At 70.7% G+C, this 16,705-nt stretch carries 17 protein-coding genes and 1 pseudogene; 5 read left to right on the top strand and 13 right to left on the bottom strand.

What is annotated here, in order from left to right; translation table 11 throughout:
- The coding region (locus ACGFIV_RS33975; RefSeq protein WP_392839129.1) for an MFS transporter at positions 1-761 on the bottom strand (761 nt) is incomplete at its 3' end.
- A gap of 68 nt (positions 762-829) precedes the next feature.
- Here ACGFIV_RS33975 and ACGFIV_RS33970 point away from each other — a divergent pair.
- On the top strand, positions 830-1,768 hold the full coding sequence (locus tag ACGFIV_RS33970) for a LysR family transcriptional regulator (RefSeq protein WP_358556457.1): 939 nt from the start codon (positions 830-832) through the stop codon (positions 1,766-1,768).
- A 55-nt stretch (positions 1,769-1,823) separates the two neighbouring features.
- Here ACGFIV_RS33970 and ACGFIV_RS33965 read toward each other — a convergent pair whose 3' ends face one another.
- From ACGFIV_RS33965 to ACGFIV_RS33940, 6 genes are all read right to left on the bottom strand, one after another.
- Positions 1,824-3,026 (bottom strand): cytochrome P450, encoded by a 1,203-nt coding sequence (locus ACGFIV_RS33965; protein WP_392839126.1) that lies wholly within the window; start codon positions 3,024-3,026, stop codon positions 1,824-1,826.
- A 104-nt stretch (positions 3,027-3,130) separates the two neighbouring features.
- Entirely contained in the window at positions 3,131-3,922 is a 792-nt protein-coding gene (locus ACGFIV_RS33960; RefSeq protein WP_358556463.1) for an ABC transporter permease, read from the bottom strand.
- Positions 3,919-4,869: an ATP-binding cassette domain-containing protein gene (locus ACGFIV_RS33955; protein ID WP_392839124.1), complete on the bottom strand. Its 951-nt coding sequence runs from the start codon at positions 4,867-4,869 to the stop codon at positions 3,919-3,921. The genes ACGFIV_RS33960 and ACGFIV_RS33955 overlap by 4 nt, the downstream gene beginning before the upstream one ends.
- A gap of 20 nt (positions 4,870-4,889) precedes the next feature.
- Entirely contained in the window at positions 4,890-5,738 is an 849-nt protein-coding gene (locus ACGFIV_RS33950; RefSeq protein WP_392839122.1) for a DUF4097 domain-containing protein, read from the bottom strand.
- Positions 5,739-5,821: 83 nt separating this feature from the next.
- The gene (locus ACGFIV_RS33945; protein ID WP_392839120.1) at positions 5,822-6,340 is read right to left on the bottom strand and encodes a toxin-antitoxin system HicB family antitoxin; all 519 of its coding nucleotides are present in this window, start codon (positions 6,338-6,340) and stop codon (positions 5,822-5,824) included.
- A 191-nt stretch (positions 6,341-6,531) separates the two neighbouring features.
- A complete protein-coding gene (locus ACGFIV_RS33940) occupies positions 6,532-7,095 on the bottom strand; it encodes a TetR family transcriptional regulator (RefSeq protein WP_392839118.1) in 564 nt (187 codons plus the stop codon).
- Positions 7,096-7,217: 122 nt separating this feature from the next.
- Between ACGFIV_RS33940 and ACGFIV_RS33935 the strand changes: the two genes are divergently transcribed.
- Together ACGFIV_RS33935 and ACGFIV_RS33930 are read left to right on the top strand one after the other, a co-directional pair.
- Positions 7,218-8,153, top strand: a complete 936-nt coding sequence (locus ACGFIV_RS33935) for an SDR family oxidoreductase (protein WP_392839116.1) — start codon at positions 7,218-7,220, stop codon at positions 8,151-8,153.
- Between the two features lie 259 nt (positions 8,154-8,412).
- On the top strand, positions 8,413-8,829 hold the full coding sequence (locus tag ACGFIV_RS33930; protein WP_392839114.1) for a nuclear transport factor 2 family protein: 417 nt from the start codon (positions 8,413-8,415) through the stop codon (positions 8,827-8,829).
- Positions 8,830-8,943: 114 nt separating this feature from the next.
- On the opposite strand, the pseudogene ACGFIV_RS33925 reads toward ACGFIV_RS33930, so the two are convergent.
- The 3 genes and pseudogenes from ACGFIV_RS33925 to ACGFIV_RS33915 all read right to left on the bottom strand — a co-directional run.
- Positions 8,944-9,309 (bottom strand): annotated as a pseudogene (locus ACGFIV_RS33925) (VOC family protein); the annotation flags it as partial.
- An 84-nt stretch (positions 9,310-9,393) separates the two neighbouring features.
- The gene (locus tag ACGFIV_RS33920) at positions 9,394-10,167 is read right to left on the bottom strand and encodes a tetratricopeptide repeat protein (protein WP_392839133.1); all 774 of its coding nucleotides are present in this window, start codon (positions 10,165-10,167) and stop codon (positions 9,394-9,396) included.
- 643 nt (positions 10,168-10,810) lie between these two features.
- A complete protein-coding gene (locus ACGFIV_RS33915; protein ID WP_392839112.1) occupies positions 10,811-11,641 on the bottom strand; it encodes a helix-turn-helix domain-containing protein in 831 nt (276 codons plus the stop codon).
- A gap of 240 nt (positions 11,642-11,881) precedes the next feature.
- Here ACGFIV_RS33915 and ACGFIV_RS33910 point away from each other — a divergent pair, with 240 nt between their 5' ends.
- Entirely contained in the window at positions 11,882-12,346 is a 465-nt protein-coding gene (locus ACGFIV_RS33910; protein WP_358556493.1) for a hypothetical protein, read from the top strand.
- 219 nt (positions 12,347-12,565) lie between these two features.
- Here the strand turns inward: ACGFIV_RS33910 and ACGFIV_RS33905 are convergent, their stop codons facing one another.
- Positions 12,566-13,327, bottom strand: coding sequence for a hypothetical protein (locus ACGFIV_RS33905; protein WP_358556496.1), 762 nt, complete (start codon positions 13,325-13,327; stop codon positions 12,566-12,568).
- A gap of 310 nt (positions 13,328-13,637) precedes the next feature.
- On the opposite strand from ACGFIV_RS33905, the gene ACGFIV_RS33900 reads away from it, so the two are divergent.
- Positions 13,638-14,870 (top strand): hypothetical protein, encoded by a 1,233-nt coding sequence (locus ACGFIV_RS33900; protein ID WP_392839109.1) that lies wholly within the window; start codon positions 13,638-13,640, stop codon positions 14,868-14,870.
- Positions 14,871-15,076: 206 nt separating this feature from the next.
- Here ACGFIV_RS33900 and ACGFIV_RS33895 read toward each other — a convergent pair whose 3' ends face one another.
- Positions 15,077-15,919: an MBL fold metallo-hydrolase gene (locus ACGFIV_RS33895; RefSeq protein ID WP_358558905.1), complete on the bottom strand. Its 843-nt coding sequence runs from the start codon at positions 15,917-15,919 to the stop codon at positions 15,077-15,079.
- 33 nt (positions 15,920-15,952) lie between these two features.
- Positions 15,953-16,633 carry an HAD family hydrolase gene (locus tag ACGFIV_RS33890; RefSeq protein WP_392839107.1) on the bottom strand — a complete coding sequence of 227 codons (681 nt, stop codon included), beginning with the start codon at positions 16,631-16,633 and terminating at the stop codon, positions 15,953-15,955.
- Positions 16,634-16,705: the final 72 nt, after the last annotated feature.

Here is a 16,705-nt window from a genome sequence, read left to right as displayed (position 1 = left end):
GTGTTTAAGACATGGTGCGGGGGGGGGGGGGGGGTCTGTCTGCCCCCCCCCCTTTCGCGCGGGCGGCGGGGCGGGCCCGGCCCCCCGGGGCCCGGGGGGCCCCCGGGCCGCGGCTCGCTGCCGCCGATCGCACGGATCCCTGCGGCTGAGAGCAGATAACTGACCGCATCGGTCACCACCGTCATCACCGGTCCGAACAGCCCGATCGCGGCCGTGCCGACCGGCGGTCCGAGCACGGCGGCAGTCCAGGCCGTGGACTCGAATCGCCCGTTCGCGACGAGCAGGTCCTCCGGCCGTACGAGCGCCTTCAGATACGCGCCACTGGCCGCGTTGAAGGCGATGTCGGCCGCACCGACGACGACGGACACCACCAGGAGCTGGACGAAACTGAGCAGACCGAGTGCGTACGCGGCAGGGACGGTCATCAGCGCCGTGAAACGGGTCAGGTCCATCGCGACCATCACCGGCCTCTTGAGGCGGAACTCCACCCACGGCCCGAGCGGCACCGCCACCGCGGCCCCCACCGCCAGCCCCGCTGCCGCCATCATCGACACCTCGGCCGGCCCGGCGTGCAGCACAAGGATCGCGACCAGGGCGAACGCGTCGAACGCGAGCCGCGTGCCGAACGTGCTGACCGCGTACGCCGCCCACAGCCACCCGAACCGCCGGCCCAGCGGTCTCCTGCCCACCATGCTCAGCGCCCCCTTGATGTCCCACCCGAACAAACCGGCGTTGATCAGGGAGAGCAAAGCAAGCAGCACGACAGCAGGTCAAACAACCAATCTGCGTGCGAGCCACAACCAAACGTTGTGCACTAAGGTGGATCGGCATGGATCTCGACACCGTCCGGACCTTCGTCGCCGCCGCTGACGCGGGGCAGTTCCAGGAGGCCGCCGCCGACCTGTCGATCACCCAGCAGGCCGTCTCCAAGCGCATCGCGGTGTTGGAGAAGGGCCTTGGGGTACGGCTGTTCACCCGCACCGCGCGCGGCGCCGAGCTCACCATCGATGGGCAGGCGTTCCTGCCCCACGCGCGCGATCTGCTGCGCGTCGCCGAGCGCGCGGTCGCGTCCGTGCGCGCCGGCAGCCGTCCGCTGCGCGTCGACGTGATCAGCTCGCGCGGCGCGGCGTCGGGCCTGATGCGCGACTTCCACCGCGCGCACCCCGGGATCGAGCTCGGCGTGGTGATGCTGTTCGACGTCGAGACGGCCGTCGCCGCCATCCGGTCCGGTGCGATCGACGCGTCCTTCCGCGCCGTCGCCGTGCCCGGCCGGCCCCTTCCCGGGGACATCGAGTCCGTCCGGGTGCTCGACGAGTCGCTCCAGCTCCTCACCGGGCCCGCCCACGCGCTGGCGGGCGCCCGGTCGGTGACCGTCGCTCAGCTCGCCGGGCACCGGATCTGGATGCCCGGCATCGTCCCCGGTACCGAGTGGGCCGCCTACTACGACGACCTGGTCGCCGAGTTCGGCCTCACCATCGAGGCGACCGGCCCCAACTTCGGCTCAGACGCGCTCCTCGACACCATCGCCGACACCCCCGCCCTGGCCACTTTCATGGGTGAGCAGACCCGCCTGGTCTGGCCCGCCGGCCACGGCCTGCGCCGCATCCCGGTGACCGACCCGACGCCCGTCTACCCGCACTCGCTCCTGTGGCACCGCGACAACCCCCACCCGGCGCTGACCACCCTCCGCGCCCACCTCACCGCCACAGCGACCGGCCACGACGCCGGCGGGACCTGGGCGCCGGGCTGGGTGATTCCGCCGCCCTGACGATGATCGAGGCTGTGAACCACCGATTCGGCTCAGATCGCGGTCGCCCCGGCGGTCATGACGCGGCGTCCCAGGTGACCGGGAGGCTCTTGACCCCGTAGATGTCCGCGGTCTCCGGGCGCAGGCCGACCTCATCGGCAGGTACGGCGAGGCGCAGGGTGGGGAAGCGGGTGAGCAGCGCGGGGAAGGCGACCCGCATCTCGACGCGGGCCAGCTGCTGGCCCAGGCACTGGTGGATGCCGTGGCCGAAGGCCAGGTGCCCGCCGTCCTGCCTCCGGAGGTCGAGCACGTGAGGATCGGCGAAGCGCTCGGGGTCACGGTTGGCGGTGTTGTACGACAGGATGACCGCCGTACCGGCCTCGATGGTCCGGCCGCCTAACTCGACGTCCTCAAGCGCCGTTCTCATGAACGTCTTGGCGACGCTCAGATACCGCAGCAGCTCCTCCACGGCCCGGTCGGCGAGCGCGGGATCGGCGCGCAGCGCGGCCGGCTGCGCCGGGTTGCACAGCAGGGCGAAGGTGCCCAGGGCCAGCATGTTCGCGGTGGTGTCGAGCCCGGCCGCCAGCAGGATCAGGGCGACACCTCGCAGCTCCTCGTCCGTCAGGTCGCTGTCGGTGAGGTCGCTGAGCACGTCGTCGGTGGGGTTCGCGCGCTTGGCGGCCACCAGCTCCGCGAGGTAATCCTGGGTCGCGATGTAGGCCGCCAGCTGGTCCTCGTCGCTCTTCTCCCCGCTGAGGAACGACTCGACCTGCTCCTGGAAGGAGCCCCGGTCCTGGTACGGCACGCCCAGCAGCTCGCAGATCACGATGGCGGGGATGGGCTTGGCGAAGGCGGTCACCAGGTCCGCCGGCGGCCCGGCCTTCTCCATGGCGTCCAGGTGGTCGGCGGTGATCTGCTCGACGCGCTCGGTGAGCAGTCGCATCCGCCGTACGGTGAACTTGCCCACCAGCGGTTTCCGATAGCGCCCGTGCTGTGGCTCGTCCATGAGGATGAACTCGCCGGGCGGCGCCGGAGGGATCTCCATGCCGGTGATGTCGATCAACGGGTGGAGCATGAGCTCCTTGCGCGAGCTGAACCGCGAGTCGGCCAGGACCGACCTGACCAGGTCGTATCCGGTGATCAGCCAGCCGGGTCTTCCGCTGGGGAAGGTGTAGCGGCTGATCGGGCCGTGCTCGCGGGCCTGGATCAGTTCCTTGGGCGGGTCAAAGGGGCAGCCGGGCTGACGCGCGGTCGGCAGCGTTGTGACGATGTGCTCCATGGTCGTTCCTCTCGTTGACCTAGGCTCTACTCGCGATAGTACGTGTCTTCCCCGGCTCGAAAGCGATGTCGAATTCAGAGCCTTCGCCTGGGCTCAGGCGCGGCTCAGCGGGTGGACTCGCGGTTGAACAGCTTCTTCGACCAGAGGTAGCCGCCGAGCGCGATGACGACGCACCAGCCGACCGCGATGACGGCGTTGTTCCCGATCGGCGTGCCCATCAGCAGACCGCGCAGGGTCTCGATGAGCGGCGTGAACGGCTGGTACTCGGCGAACCAGCGCAGCACGGTGGGCATCGAGTCGGTCGGGACGAACCCGCTGCCCAGGAACGGGAGCAGCACCAGCGGCAGACCGACGTTGCTCGACGACTCGACGGTCTTGCTGGCCAGGCCGAACGCGACCGAGAGCCAGATGAAGGCGAAGGTCATCATCACCAGGACACCGATGAGGGCGAGCCAGTCGCCGGGCCCCGCCGACGGCCTGAAGCCGATGAGCAGCGCGACGCCGATGACCGCCGCGATGCTGAGCATCGTCTGGATGAGGCTGCCGATGACGTGCCCGGTGAGGACGGACACGCGGGCGATGGCCATGGTGCGGAACCGGTCGACGATGCCCTCGGTCATGTCCATGGCGATCGAGATGGTGGTGCCCTGGACCGCGGCGGTGATCGCCATCAGGATGATCGCGGGGGTGACGTAGTTGACGTACTCCGCACGTCCGCCGGAGACGCCGCCGAGCCCGGCGCCGAGTGTGCCGCCGAAGACGTAGACGAACAGCAGCAGGAAGACGATCGGCATGCCGATGAGCTGCACGGTCATGGACGGGTAGCGCACCATGCGCTTGAGGTTGCGGCGAAGCATCGTCGCCGAGTCGGTCAGGGCGTACGACACAGTGCTCATCGTGCGGTCACCTTCTCCTTGTCGCCGGTGAGAGCGAGGAAGACGTCGTCGAGGTCGGGGGTGTGCACGCTCAGCGAGCCGACCTCGACCGCGTTCTGGTCAAGCCGGTCGAGCAGCGCCTTCAGCGAACTGAGGCTGCCGTCGTGCGGTACGCGCAGGGCGAGTGTGTCGCTGTCGCGGGAGACCTGGCCCACGGCGCGCGCGGCGGATTCGAGGTCGCGCTCGTCGGCGAACCGCAGCAGGACGTGGCCGCCGGGAACGCGCCGCTTGAGCTCGTCCGCGGTGCCCTCGGCGACGATCTTCCCGTGGTCGAGCACCGCGATCCGGTCGGCGAGCTCGTCGGCCTCCTCCAGGTACTGGGTGGTGAGGAAGATGGTGACGCCGCCCGCCACGAGCTCCCGTACGATCTGCCACATGGCGCGGCGGCTGCGCGGGTCCAGCCCGGTTGTCGGCTCGTCGAGGAAGATCACCTGCGGTGAGCCGACCAGCGTCATCGCGAGGTCGAGCCGCCGCCGCATCCCGCCGGAGTAGGTCCCCGCCGTCTTCTTGGCCGCGTCGGCGAGGTCGAACTGTTCGAGCAGCTGGGCGGTCCTGCGTGTGCCCGCCTTACGGCCGAGGTGGTGCAGATCCGCCATCAGGGTCAGGTTCTCCTGGCCGGTCAGCAGGTTGTCGACCGCCGAGAACTGACCGGTGACGCCGATCGCGGCACGCACCGCGTCCGGCTCGGTGGACAGGTCGTGACCCGCGATCCGCGCGCTGCCCCCGTCGGCGCGGATCAGGGTGGACAAGATCTTGACTGTGGTGGTCTTGCCGGCGCCGTTGGCGCCGAGCAACGAGAAGACGGTGCCACGCGGGACGTTCAGGTCGACGCCGTCGAGCACGACGTGGTCACCGTACGAGCGGCGCAGTCCGGTCGCCGTGATCGCGGATGGGGATGGCATGGTCATGAGAACCCTTCGGGATCTGGTCAGGAACGGCGGACGGTGATGTCGCCGAACGAGGTGTGCGCGCGGACTTCGACGGTCCGCTCGGCCTTCTCCGGTGCTCCGCTGAGACCGTCCAGCGCGTTCTCCACCCGCCCATGCGAGGTGTTCAGGTCGAGCCATGCGGCGGTGCCGGCGGCGACACCGACTTCGAGGTTGCCGGTCGCGGTGTGCAGCGTGACGGTGTCGCGCGTGACCTGGCCGACGCGAATGGTTCCGTTGGAGGTCTTGGCTTCCACCATGGCGTCGGCCCGGTCGACGGAGATGTCGCCGTTGGCCGAGCGCACCCGCAGTTCGCCGGCGATGGTGCCGATGTCGGTGTTGCCGTTGGAGTTCTTGATGACGGCGGTGCCGCCGATCTCGCCGATGCGCACGCGCCCGGTGCCGGTGGAGACGTCGGCGTCGCCCGCGACCGTTTCGACGGTGATGTCGCCACCGGAGGTGCCCAGTCGAAGCGGTCCGGTCCGGTCGAGGCGGAAGTGCCCGACCGACGCCTTGAGCCGGCACTCCCCCAGCGTGCCGGCGCCGCGCAGGTCCGCGACCGACAGGTCCGCGTGCACGTGCGAGCCGGTGGGAAGTTCGATCAGCACGTCGACCGACCTGGTCTTCTTGGAGAAGTCGAGCATGCGGGCCTTCGGCCCACGGACCGTCAACGTGCCGTCGGCGTACTCGACGCGCGTCTTCTGCGCGGCGTCCACATCGGACTCGTCCGACTCGTCGCTCGGCCGTACCTCCACGATGGTGTCGGTCCGGTCGCTCGCGATGATCCGCACGTCGCCGACGGAGAGCTCGATCGTGGCGGAAATCGGTTCGGGCGTGGCGAAAACAGGCATGGCTATCCCCTCAGAATGAGTCAGAAGAGCATCTCCGCTGGTGGGAGATGTGCGGAGGACGTGGTTGTGGGTGTCGGTGCGGGCTAGCGAGCCCAGCCGGTGAAACGCTGCGCGCCACGCTTGCCGCGGCGGTCGGAGCCCTGGTCGCCCTGCGGGGCACGCAACGCGGTCGAGGCGGCCCGCACCAGCCAGGCGTTGAGCGAGCGGCCTTCCTTGCCCGCCGCCTCCTCGATCGCGGCCTTGAGCTGTTCCGGGAGGCGGACGTTGATCCGTGCCAATGGGCCGTCCTCGAAGCTCGCCGCGGCGTCGTCAGCCGGCACCGCGCCCAGATCCGGGGTGCCCTCGAATGGCTGCTCCGGCTGCCGAAGCGTCACGACGAAGTCCGGGTCACGTCCTCGCAGGTGCACCTGGACCGAACCGGGAGCCAGGTCTCGGGTGATCTCGTCGGCGGCGGCCGACAACGCCTCAAGCAGGGTGAGCCGGATCGCCGACTCCATCGACACGGTCAACCGCTCGATCAGCGCACTGGCGTCACCATCGCCGGTCTCGACGGCGGTCAGCAGCTCGCGACCGAGGGAGGCCACATACGGGGTCAGGTCCATGGCATCACTATGGCACACGGTGATGCCATCATCAAGCCATATTGGCTCGGATTGGCACCACTCTGGCTCAGGGTGGATGCTCGGGCGACCCGGACACGACGGTCCGACTCCGGAACTCGCACGTCGGAGGGGTGCGCTCGTCGCGCCGAACCCGCGCGTGGGCCTTCCAGCGCACCGGCCGCCGCCGACGATCACTTGCCCGCGGTCACGGCCTTCAGTTCGTCGAGAGACTCCCGGATGAGCCGGCAGAGGTCATGCGTGTTGGATTCGCTGATCCAGCGTTCGAACGCGATCTTGAAGACGGCGACCCCCGCCTCGGCGGTCAGGCTCGCGGCCGGTTCTGTGACGCCGCGCAGGCGCAACGTGTCGGCGAGTGCCGCGGACAAGGACGCGAGCTTGATCAGCTCGCGTTCCTGCAGCTCGGCGTTGGCGGCGATGACGGCCTGGCGGCGCCGGGCCAGTTCACGGCGGTCCTGGAACAGCGCGGCGACGGCTTCGAGGACCGTGGCCATCGCGTCGATCGGCGCCGCGGATTCAGGAGTGCCGGCGAGGGTGTTCACGAAGAACTCCTCCAGCGGGCTCGCGCCAGGGAACAGGACCTCGCGCTTGTCGGCGAAGTGCCGGAAGAACGTTCGCTCCGTGAGCCCCGCCCGCTTGGCGATCTCCGCCACGGTGGTCTGTTCGAACCCGCGCTCGCTGTAGAGCTCCAGCGCCGCCTGTTCGAGGCGCCCGCGCGCGTTCGGCTCCCATCGCATGCCGCGATCATACGTGATGGCAGGGGCTGACATCGGGTGCTAGGTTGATGACAGGAACTGACATCGGCTGGTCCTCGCGCGAGCCCCGCACCGGCGACGGCCGACTTACCCGGAGGTTTCCCATGCGTGTTTTCGTTACCGGCGCGTCCGGCTGGATCGGCTCCGCGCTCGTTCCCGAGCTCATCGGCGCGGGCCATCAGGTCGTCGGGCTCGCTCGCTCAGATGCCTCGGCAGCGGCCCTGACCGCGGCCGGGGCCGAGGTGCATCGCGGCACCCTTGACGATCTCGGCAGCCTGCGGAGCGCGGCTGCCGCGTCCGATGGCGTGATCCACCTCGCGTTCAAGCACGACATCGCCTTCTCGGGGGACTTCCAGGGCGCCGCCGATGCGGATCGCCGCGCCGTCGAGACGTTCGGCGAGGCGCTCGTGGGTTCTGACCGACCGCTCGTCATCGCCTCCGGGACGGGCGGGGTCGCACCCGGGCGTGTGGCGACCGAACGCGACGGGCACGGCCCCGGCCCGGCTGTGGCCGCTCAGGGCGGCGGCCCGGGGACCCGGTCGGCCACCGCCGAGCTGGCGCTCTCCTTCGCTTCCCGCGGCGTGCGCTCGTCGATCGTGCGACTACCCCCGACCAATTACGGCGAAGGAGATCACGGCTTCATGGCGACCCTGGTCGGCATCGCCCGCGACAAGGGCGTCTCCGGCTACATCGGCGACGGGACCAACCGCTGGCCCGCCGTGCACCGACTCGATTCCGCGCACCTGTTCCGCCTCGCGCTGGACAAGGCCCCCGCGGGATCGACGCTGCACGGCGTCGCGGACGAGGGCGTGCCCATCCGCGACATCGCCGAGGTCATCGGCCGCCATCTGAACCTGCCGGTGGTCTCCATCTCTCCCACCGACGCAGCCGAGCACTTCGCCTGGCTGGCCGGCTTCCTCGCGGCCGACGTCCCGGCCTCCAGCGCGCTGACCCGCGAGCTGGTCGGGTGGCAGCCGGCGCGTCCGGGGCTCCTCGACGACCTCGGCAAGGGCCACTACTTCCACCACCCCTCCACGTGACCGCCGCACCGGAATCGGGGCCGGCTCCGCACCCGCAGCGAGGAGCTCTCGGCGCTGTGGGACACCCACCACGTCGCCGTACGCCGCACCGACGAAACGCTTCCTGTACCCGGTCGTCGGCCTCCAGGATCTTGACCCACGGCTGAACCGCTGCGCGGCCATGTGGCTTTGACCAGCGCGGTCCCAAGCCGCACGAGAACCCCCGGGTAATATCTGTCATGCGAGCCAGTGACATTCCTTCTGGTCTGAGGGGCTGACGGTGAACAGCGCAAGTGATCCTCAAGCCGATATCCGGGATCGGCTCCAGCGGCACTGGGAGGCCTCCGAACGCGGGGACGTCGACGCTGAGCACGAGATCTACGCCGCAGACGCGATCCTGGACTACCCGCAGTCGGGCGAACGCTTCAGAGGCCGGTCAAGGATCCAAGCGCAACGCGGCGGACACCCGGCCGAACGCCACTTCACCATCCGCCGGATCCTGGGCGGCGGCGACCTTTGGGTGAGCGAGTGCGTGATCACCTATGACGGCGTGCCCACCTACTCGCTCAGCGTCATGGAGATCACCGATGGCCGCGTAACGCACGAGACCCAGTACTTCGCCGACCCATTCCCCGCGCCTCCCGGGCGCGCCGCGCTAGCTGAGCCGATTCCGGTCCGCGACCAACAAGCCGATTGAGCTGTCGGGTCGATGAGCGACATCGACCGGACGGCGCCGCATTTCCATGGAGACGCCGGCGTTGATGAGTCCGGTGGCATGAGCGTGGCGGAGCGGGGAGGCTCCGCGTCAGGCCGGGCCGAGGACGCAGAACGCGTTGCCTTCCGGGTCGGCCAGAACCGTCCACGGGAGGTCGCCTTGGCCCACATCGGCGGGCGTCGCGCCGAGCTCCTTCAGGCGCGCGACCAACTCCGCGTGATGGGTCGCAGAAGTGGTGGCGAGTTCGATGTGCACGCGGTCTTTCACTGTTTCGGGGTCCGGGACGGCGATGACGTCGACGCAGACGGCGTCGGGGGCCGGCCAGGCGGAACCCAGGGGCCTAACGCTGGTCGCACCGGGTTCTCCGCTGAAAACACCCCAGCCGAGCGCCTCCGCCCAGAACCGGCCGAGCGCCGAGTCATCCCGGGCTTTGACGTTCACCTGGACAAGTCGCAGCGCCATGCCGCCAACCCTATAGACGAAGGGATGAACTGACAGTCGAGACCGCCGACTCCGGCCGGGCGGCCGGACTCCGACCACGACCGGCTACGCCGGGTCTGGGGACTGGAGTTTGCGGCGCAGGTCGGCGGCCTGTGGATGGCCGAGGTCGCGGAAGATCTCGTACGCCTCCAGCCAGCGCTCGCGGGCCGTGCGCGGGTCGCCGGTCGCCTCGCTCGCGTCGCCGAGATGCCCGAGAAGCTGGGCCCGCAACCCGGCGCTGTTCATCATGCCGGCCAGCCGGAGTCCTCGCTCGTAGTGCCGGATCGCGGTCTCCGGGTCGCCCAGCCGCTGGTGGAGCAGGCCCAGCGTGTCCAGGGTGACCACCTCGTTGGCCCGGTCGCCCGCCCGTTGCTGCAACTCCAGCGCTCGCACGTGGAACGGCAGCGCCTCCTGGTAGGCGCCGAGCTCGGAGTGGTACCAGCCCACCGCGAGGCTGGCCTTGCCCGCCCAGAGCGGGTCGTCGAGCTCGTCGAAGAGCGACAACGCCTGCTCGGCCTGGTCGAGCGCACGCTCGCCGTCGCCTTGGAGCCAGTGCACATACGACAGCACGAAGCGGCTCTCGGCCTCGCCCGCCCGGTCTCCGGCGGCGAGGCTCAGTTCGAGCGCCTGCCGCATGTGGGCGTGCGCGTCGTCGAACCGGTCGAGCCGGCCGTTCACCGCGCTAAGGAAGCGGTGCGCGTGCGCCGCCGCCGGCTGGTCGGTCAGAGCGGTCGCCGCGCGCAGCGCCACCGCCCACGCAGCCCCCTCGTCATGCCAGCGCCGCCGGTCGTTCAGGACTGTGTCCAGCGCCCAGCTCAGCTGCCAGGCGTGCCGGTGCATGCCCTCGGCCTCCGCCTGCCGCAGCGCGGTCAGCAGCACCGCGTGCTCGGTCTCCAGCCATTCCAGGGCGGCCGGGACGTCGAACACGCGTTTCGGCTCGGCCCCGTCGGCGGGCGTGCCGAGGGACATCGGGATGGGCGCCCGCACCGGATTCAGCACCAGCTCGGCGTGGTAGGCGGTGTGGGTGTAGTGGTCGAGCAGCCGGGTCAGCGCCGCCTGCCGCTCGGTCTCGGACTCATCGGCCCGGGCGCGCTCGCCGGCGTAGACGTGCAGCAGGTCGTGCATCCGGTAGCGGCCGGGCGCGTACTCGGTGACCAGGCTGGCGTGGGCCAGCTCGGCCAGTGTCCGCCGGACCTCCGGCAGCGCCCGGCCGGCCAGCGCGGCCGCGGCCGTCACCGCGAGGTCGGCGCCCGCGACGAGCCCGAGCAGCCGGAACAGCCGCGCGGCCTCCGGGCCCAGCGCGTCGTAGGACCAGGAGAACACGGCGCCGATGTCGAGGGCCGCGAGCCGGCCGCCCGGGTGACGCAGCTCCGCGGCGATCATCGCGGGCGGGAACCCGGTGAGCCGCGCCCGCGCACCGACCAGCGCCAACGCCAGCGGGAGCCGTCCGCAGGCGGTCGCGATCGCGGCCACGGCCTCACCGTCACCGTCCCCGGCCCCCGGGTGCGATCGGCCGCCGGTGCCGAGCCGGTGGCCGAGCAGCTCTACCGCCTCCTCGATGCCCGGGACGTCCAGCGTCAGCGCGTCGGCACCGGTCTCGGCGACCAGGGCGGTGAGCTGCCGGCGGCTGGTCACGACCGTACGGGCGTCCGGGCCGGCGGGCAGCAGCGGCCCGGACCTGGTCGGCGTCGCGGGCGTTGTCGAGCACGACCAGCAGGCGGCGGCCTGCGGACCGGCTGCGGTAGAGCGCCACCTGCGCCTCGAAGCCGGGTGGGATGCGGTCGGGCGGCAGCCCGAGAGCGTCCAGGAATCCGCGGATCACCTCGGCCGGATCGGCCGCGGCGTGGCGGGAGAAACCGCGCAGGTCCACATACAGCCGGCCGTCCGGGAAGCGCGGCGCGACCTGGCGGGACCAGTGCACGGCCAGTGAGGTCTTGCCCACGCCTGCGGGGCCGGAGACCGTGACCACCGCGGCCGTGGCCGAGTCGAGCGCGCGCAGCGCCTCGGTCCGGCCGGTGAATCCGTCGACGCCGGCGGGTAACTGCGAGGGCACCGGCGCGAGTCCCGTGTCCGGCCGCGCGGGGACCGGCGACCGTCCGGCGTCCGGTTGCGCGGCGAGCTGGAAGGCGGCCCGGTCCGACGGGGACAGTTTCAGCGTTTCGGCGAGTACCCGGACGGTGCTGGACCGGGGCACCGCGACGCGGCCGGACTCGATCTCGCGGATCTGCCGCTCGCTGACGCCGGACAACGCGGCCAGCTCCTCCTGCGTGAGCAGTGCCCGAACCCGGAAGTCACGCAGCACCTCGCCGAACATCGATCCCCTTCCCGCCGGGCCACGGTACCTGATCTTGTCCGCGCCGCCCGCAGCTTAACCGCCGCTCAACCGCCGGTCGAGCGCCTGCCGCTCGGACCGCCGCGGCTGGTTCGCTGGAGGGGCCTCACCGGTCCTGCCACATCCCGGCAGAACCATGCTCGACATCTGGGTCGCGGCTGCCCCGGTGAAGCACTGAGTGCCGGCAACCGTCCTGGCCACCGCGAACGAGGGGAAACTCCAATGCGAACACGACGACTCACGACGGTCCTGACGCTGTTGCTGGCGATCTCCACCGCCTCGCCCGGGGTCGCCGGCGCGGAGTCCGACGCGGTCACCACTCTCGGTCAGTGCAATTTCGGCTGTTCCGAAACGTGGAACCAATCGCAGACCAGTGTGTACATCGCGCGTAACTGGTGCTGGGGCGACAGCGCGCCCAAGGCCGACAACGCCATCTGGAACTGCAAGTCTGACAACGTCGACCAAGGGTTCATGTGGATCTACGCGGGCGACAACAGCCCGTCCGGGCAGGACTGGGACACCTTCCGCGTGGATGCCGGCTGGTGCTACGCCGTGTCGATGTTCACCTTCCCCGGCCCGAGCCAGGGGGACCGCATCTACGACCGCCGGGGACTTGGCGGCCTATGGATCAAGGTCTCCAACAATCAGCGAGCCGTGGTGACACACCAGAGCCAGAGCAGCTGCTGACCTCAGGGGGAACCGGCCGGCCTCGGCTCGCCCCAAGCCGGCCGAACACAGCGCGTACCCGAACTGCGGACTCGTGAACAGAAACGCGTACGGCGGCCGGACACCGCACAAGCCGGGGATACCGGCCGCCGTACGCGATCAAGGCGGCGGATCACAGGGCATCCCCTATTCCGACCCGTGAAACCGTGGCGAACCGCTGGTGGTCTCGCGCTTTGGCGGTCAGGACGGCTGAACTTCGTCGAAGAAGGCGAGGGCTTGGGTGGGGTCTGGGCTCACGAGGCGTTCCAGACCGGCCGTCGTGATCTTCGCCCACCTGCCTGCCCGTGCCCACATCTGTACCTCGAAGGCGCGGACGGCCTCGTCCAGATCGCCGGGGGCGGCGGCGACGGACTCGGCGCCTTCCAGCATCGCGAGGTTCGCGCCCACCCCCAATGGGGGCATCAGGTGGGCGGCGTCGCCCAGTAGCGTCACCCCGGGGACCTGGGCCCAGGTGTGGGACACGGGCAGGACGTGGAGGGGGCGGTGGACGAAAGCGGTTCCGTGGCGGAGGAGGTCGAGGACGGGAGCGGCCCAGCCGTCGAACAGAGCCAGCAGGCTTGATCGCACGGCCTCGGCGTCGGCCAGGTCCAGGGCCGCGCGCCGGTTCAGGTTCGTGTGCCAGTCCAGCGGCGCGCGGAACTGGGCGTACACCTTGATGTGGCCGCCGCTGTTGCGCTGGGCGACGAGGGCGCGGTTCACACCGTACACAGCCATGGAACCGTCGCCGATCATCCGGGCGAGGTCGGGGTGGCGGGTGTCGACGTCGTCCAGGGAGGTCTCGACCGAGGTGACGCCGGTGTAGTGCGGCGTCGCGGACGAGATCGCCGGGCGTACCCGGGACCAGGCGCCGTCCGCGCCGATCACGAGGTCGAACGTCTCCTGTCGCCCGTCCGCGAAACGTACCAGCACGCCGTCCCGGGTCCCCGGCACTACCACCGTCACGCCCCGCCCCCACTGAACGTCGAGGGGGCCGAGCCAAGGCCGTGTACGACGGCACGGAGGTGGACGCCGAGGCGTCCTTCGCGACCGGCCTGGACTGGGTCCTGGACGCCGTGGCCGCCAAACTCGCCCGCCCGCCGGCGTGACGTTCAAGATCGCCGTGTAGCTGTACTCGCACGGCAAGGGGACGGCCGGGCTCGAAGTAACTTGTGGGAAGTCTTCTTCTCGTGAGTTTCGCAAGACGATCGACACGCAACGGATCATCTTTTCTGATTTTTAATTTCTGAAAATTAAAATCTGTTAGAGTCCGGCTGTGGCGGTGAAGGCGAGAAGTGGCGGGCAAGGCTCGCGCGGCGATGCCCTGGAGGACGCGACCGAGGAAGCCGGGGCGGCGGGAGTGACGCCGTGCAAGCACTGCGGCGCGGCGATCGAGCGGCGGGCCGGCCGCGGCCGGCCCAAGGAGTACTGCCCGCAGAACGACTGCCAGGCGGCGGCCAAACGGGCACGCGAGCTGCGCCGCGCCACCCCCGGCCTCGAAGGCACCCTCGCCCGCGCCGAAGACCTGTACGACCGGATGGAAAAGGGCCTGGCGGCGGCCATCGCCCCGCTGGCGCAGGTGCTGGCCGACGAGCTCAGCCCGGCCGGGGTCGAGGCCAAGCTCAGCGCGGTCCAGGCCGAGGCGCACACCCGCGTGGCCATCGCCCGCACCGAGCGAGAGCAGGCCTTCGAGCAGGTACGGCTGGCACGCGAGGCCACCGAGCACGCGCGCAGGCAACGCGAGAGCATGCGCGAGCAGGTACGCGAGGCACTCGCCGAGCGCGACACCGCCCTGTCGGACGCCGAGAACGCACGCGAGCAGGCACTGGCGGCCCTCCGGGAGGCGGCCACCACCGAGCGACACGCCAAGCAGGCGGCCGAGGAGGCCAACCGGCGCGCCATCACAGCCGAAGCCGCCCGCGACCAGGCCGTACGCGAGATGACCGAGAAGGTCGAGGCCGCCGGCGCAGAGGCGAAGAACGCGCGCGCCGAGGCCCAGCAGGCCCGGCAGGCCGCCGAGCAGGCGTCAGCCGAGCGGGACGCGGCGCGAACCGAGGCCGAGCTGGCCCGCCGCGCCCGGGTGGAGGCCGAGCAGGCCGCCGCCGGAGCGATCGCGCGCGCACAGGCCGCCGACGCCGAACGCGGCCGGGCGCAGGCCCGAGCCGAGGCCGCCGAACAGGCCCGCGCGGAGGCGATGGGCGAGGCCGCCCGGTCCGCGGCCGGCGCCGCCCAGGCCGGCGCGCGGGCCGTGGACGCCGAACGCCAGGCGGCGGCCCACGTCCAGGCCGCCGAGCGGAAAGCGGCGGCCGAGACGTCCGAAGCGCGGGAACGTGAGCGCGCCGCGACCGCCGAGCGCGACCGGCTGGCCGCGCTCCTTGAGGTGGAACGGGCCCGCGTCGCGGACCTGCGGGCGCAGACCGAGACCCTTCGCGCCGAATCCGCCCAGCTACGCGAGCGCGCGGTCACCGCGGAACTCCACGCCGCCGCCCAGCAGGGCCCACCTTCGTAGGTCCGTTGGCGGTTCCCGCACGCCGGGACTACTCGGAGAAGCCGGTGGCCTCATGGCGGGCGCGGTCGATCGCCCAAGAGGCGGCCACTGGGCCCACGGTGATGCGGCGGTCCCGGTGACCCCGATGCGGCGACGCACCGGGGTCAACCGGCGAGATGACCCCCGTTACGCTGCCGATGCTCTCCTCCGTGACGAAGAGGACTCCGCTATGGCCTCATCAGAGGGGCGCCAGCTTCGGCGGACAGGCCGGAGCGCAGAGCTGTCGCCGCGGCGAGGACGCGGGGGTCATGAGAGCAGACGATCTCGACGCCGGGCTCGGTGTTGAGCTCGGAGAGCCGGCGGTGGTTGGCGGCGATGGCACCGGGGTCGATGGCGGCCTGCTGTTCGAACTGCCGGAGCTCCGGCCGGAGTTCCAACGGGCGTCCGGCGTGGTCTGTGAGGTTCGCGCTGCTGCCGTCGAAGATCGCGTCGCCTGCGTGCAGGAGCAGCCTGCCATCTCCGAGGTCGATGGCGACGGCGGCGTGGCCCCGGGTGTGGCCGGGCATGGGAATGAGCGCGAATCGGTCGTCGAGCCCGTTGACCTGATAGGCGCCGATGAAGCCACGCCACGGCTCCCCTGGGCCTTCGTAGGCCGAAATGCTGGGACGATGGGCCCATTGGACCGGCCGGTAGCGTTGCTTCTCCACCTCGTCCGGGGTGATCATGGCGGCCTGCTGTTCAGCGGCGGTGGTGTGCACGACAGCGTCCGGGAAGTCGGCCAGTCCGCCGATGTGGTCCAGGTCCAGATGGGTCAGCACGATGTGCCTGACGTCATCGGAGGTGTATCCGAGCGAACGGATCTGGGTGATCGCGGTTTCGGCGGGTGAGCACGCCGGGTTCAACAGGAGGCGGAGCGGCCCGAGCCTCCCGGCGGGGTCGGCGACGTCGGCGGTGCCGAAGCCGGTGTCCACGAGCACCAAGCCCTGGTCGGTCTCGACGGCCAGGATGTGGGTCACGAGTGGGATGCCCTGGATATTCAGGGTGCCGCAGTTGAGGTGGTGTACGCGCATGTGTCTTGAATCTCCTGCCGATAGAGGATGTGCTCAGAACCGGAAGCCGTTGCCGCCGGTCCCGGTGCCTGGTGCCGAGCCGTATGGGGTGACGTCCGTGGCCTCGTGCCCAAGGACGCGCGGCAGCTCGCCCAGACCGTTGATGATCGCGTCGGGGCGGGCGGCCTGGAGGAGGGATTCCGAACGGTAACCACCGGTGACGGCGATGGCCATGTAGCCGGCGGTGCGGGCGCAGGCTATGTCGTACTCGGTGTCCCCGACATAGACGAGCCTCGCGTGATTCGCGCGGTGGGCGTCCAGGTGTGCGATCTTGTCGTCGGCGTCGGTGACGATGACGTCCAGGTAAGGGGCGAGTCCGGTGCGGTCAAGGTCGCCATGGACGGCTGAGGCGGCCGCGGCGGAGACGACGCCCACACGGGCGCCGGCGGCGCGCAGGCCCCGAAGGAGCCGCTCGGCCCCGGCGCGAGCGGGTGCCTCGCGGTCGGCGAGGCCACGGTTCCATTCCTCGAGCGCGAGGCCGGTGTCGGAGACGCCCAGGTCGGTGAGGAAATCCAGCAGCGGCAGGCGGAACCGGTCGAGGAACTCCTCCAAGGACAGAAGGGCGATGCGCCTGCTGGACAGGACATCGTTGGTGGCGGCGTGCGCGCGGTGGGTGTCGTCCATGAGGGTGCCGTTCACGTCGAACAGCACGAGCATGTCGCTGAGGTGGGTCATGAGGTGGAGAAGCTGCTTTCGAGGAGGGGAAGTCCGGCGGCGGAGCCAAGGAAGCGGTCGCCGAAGAGATGC

Origin of the sequence: Sphaerisporangium sp. NPDC049003 (assembly GCF_043197795.1) — a bacterium.
In the GTDB taxonomy this organism is placed as follows: Bacteria; Actinomycetota; Actinomycetes; order Streptosporangiales; family Streptosporangiaceae; genus Sphaerisporangium.
This window is presented reverse-complemented; position numbering and strand designations above follow the sequence as displayed.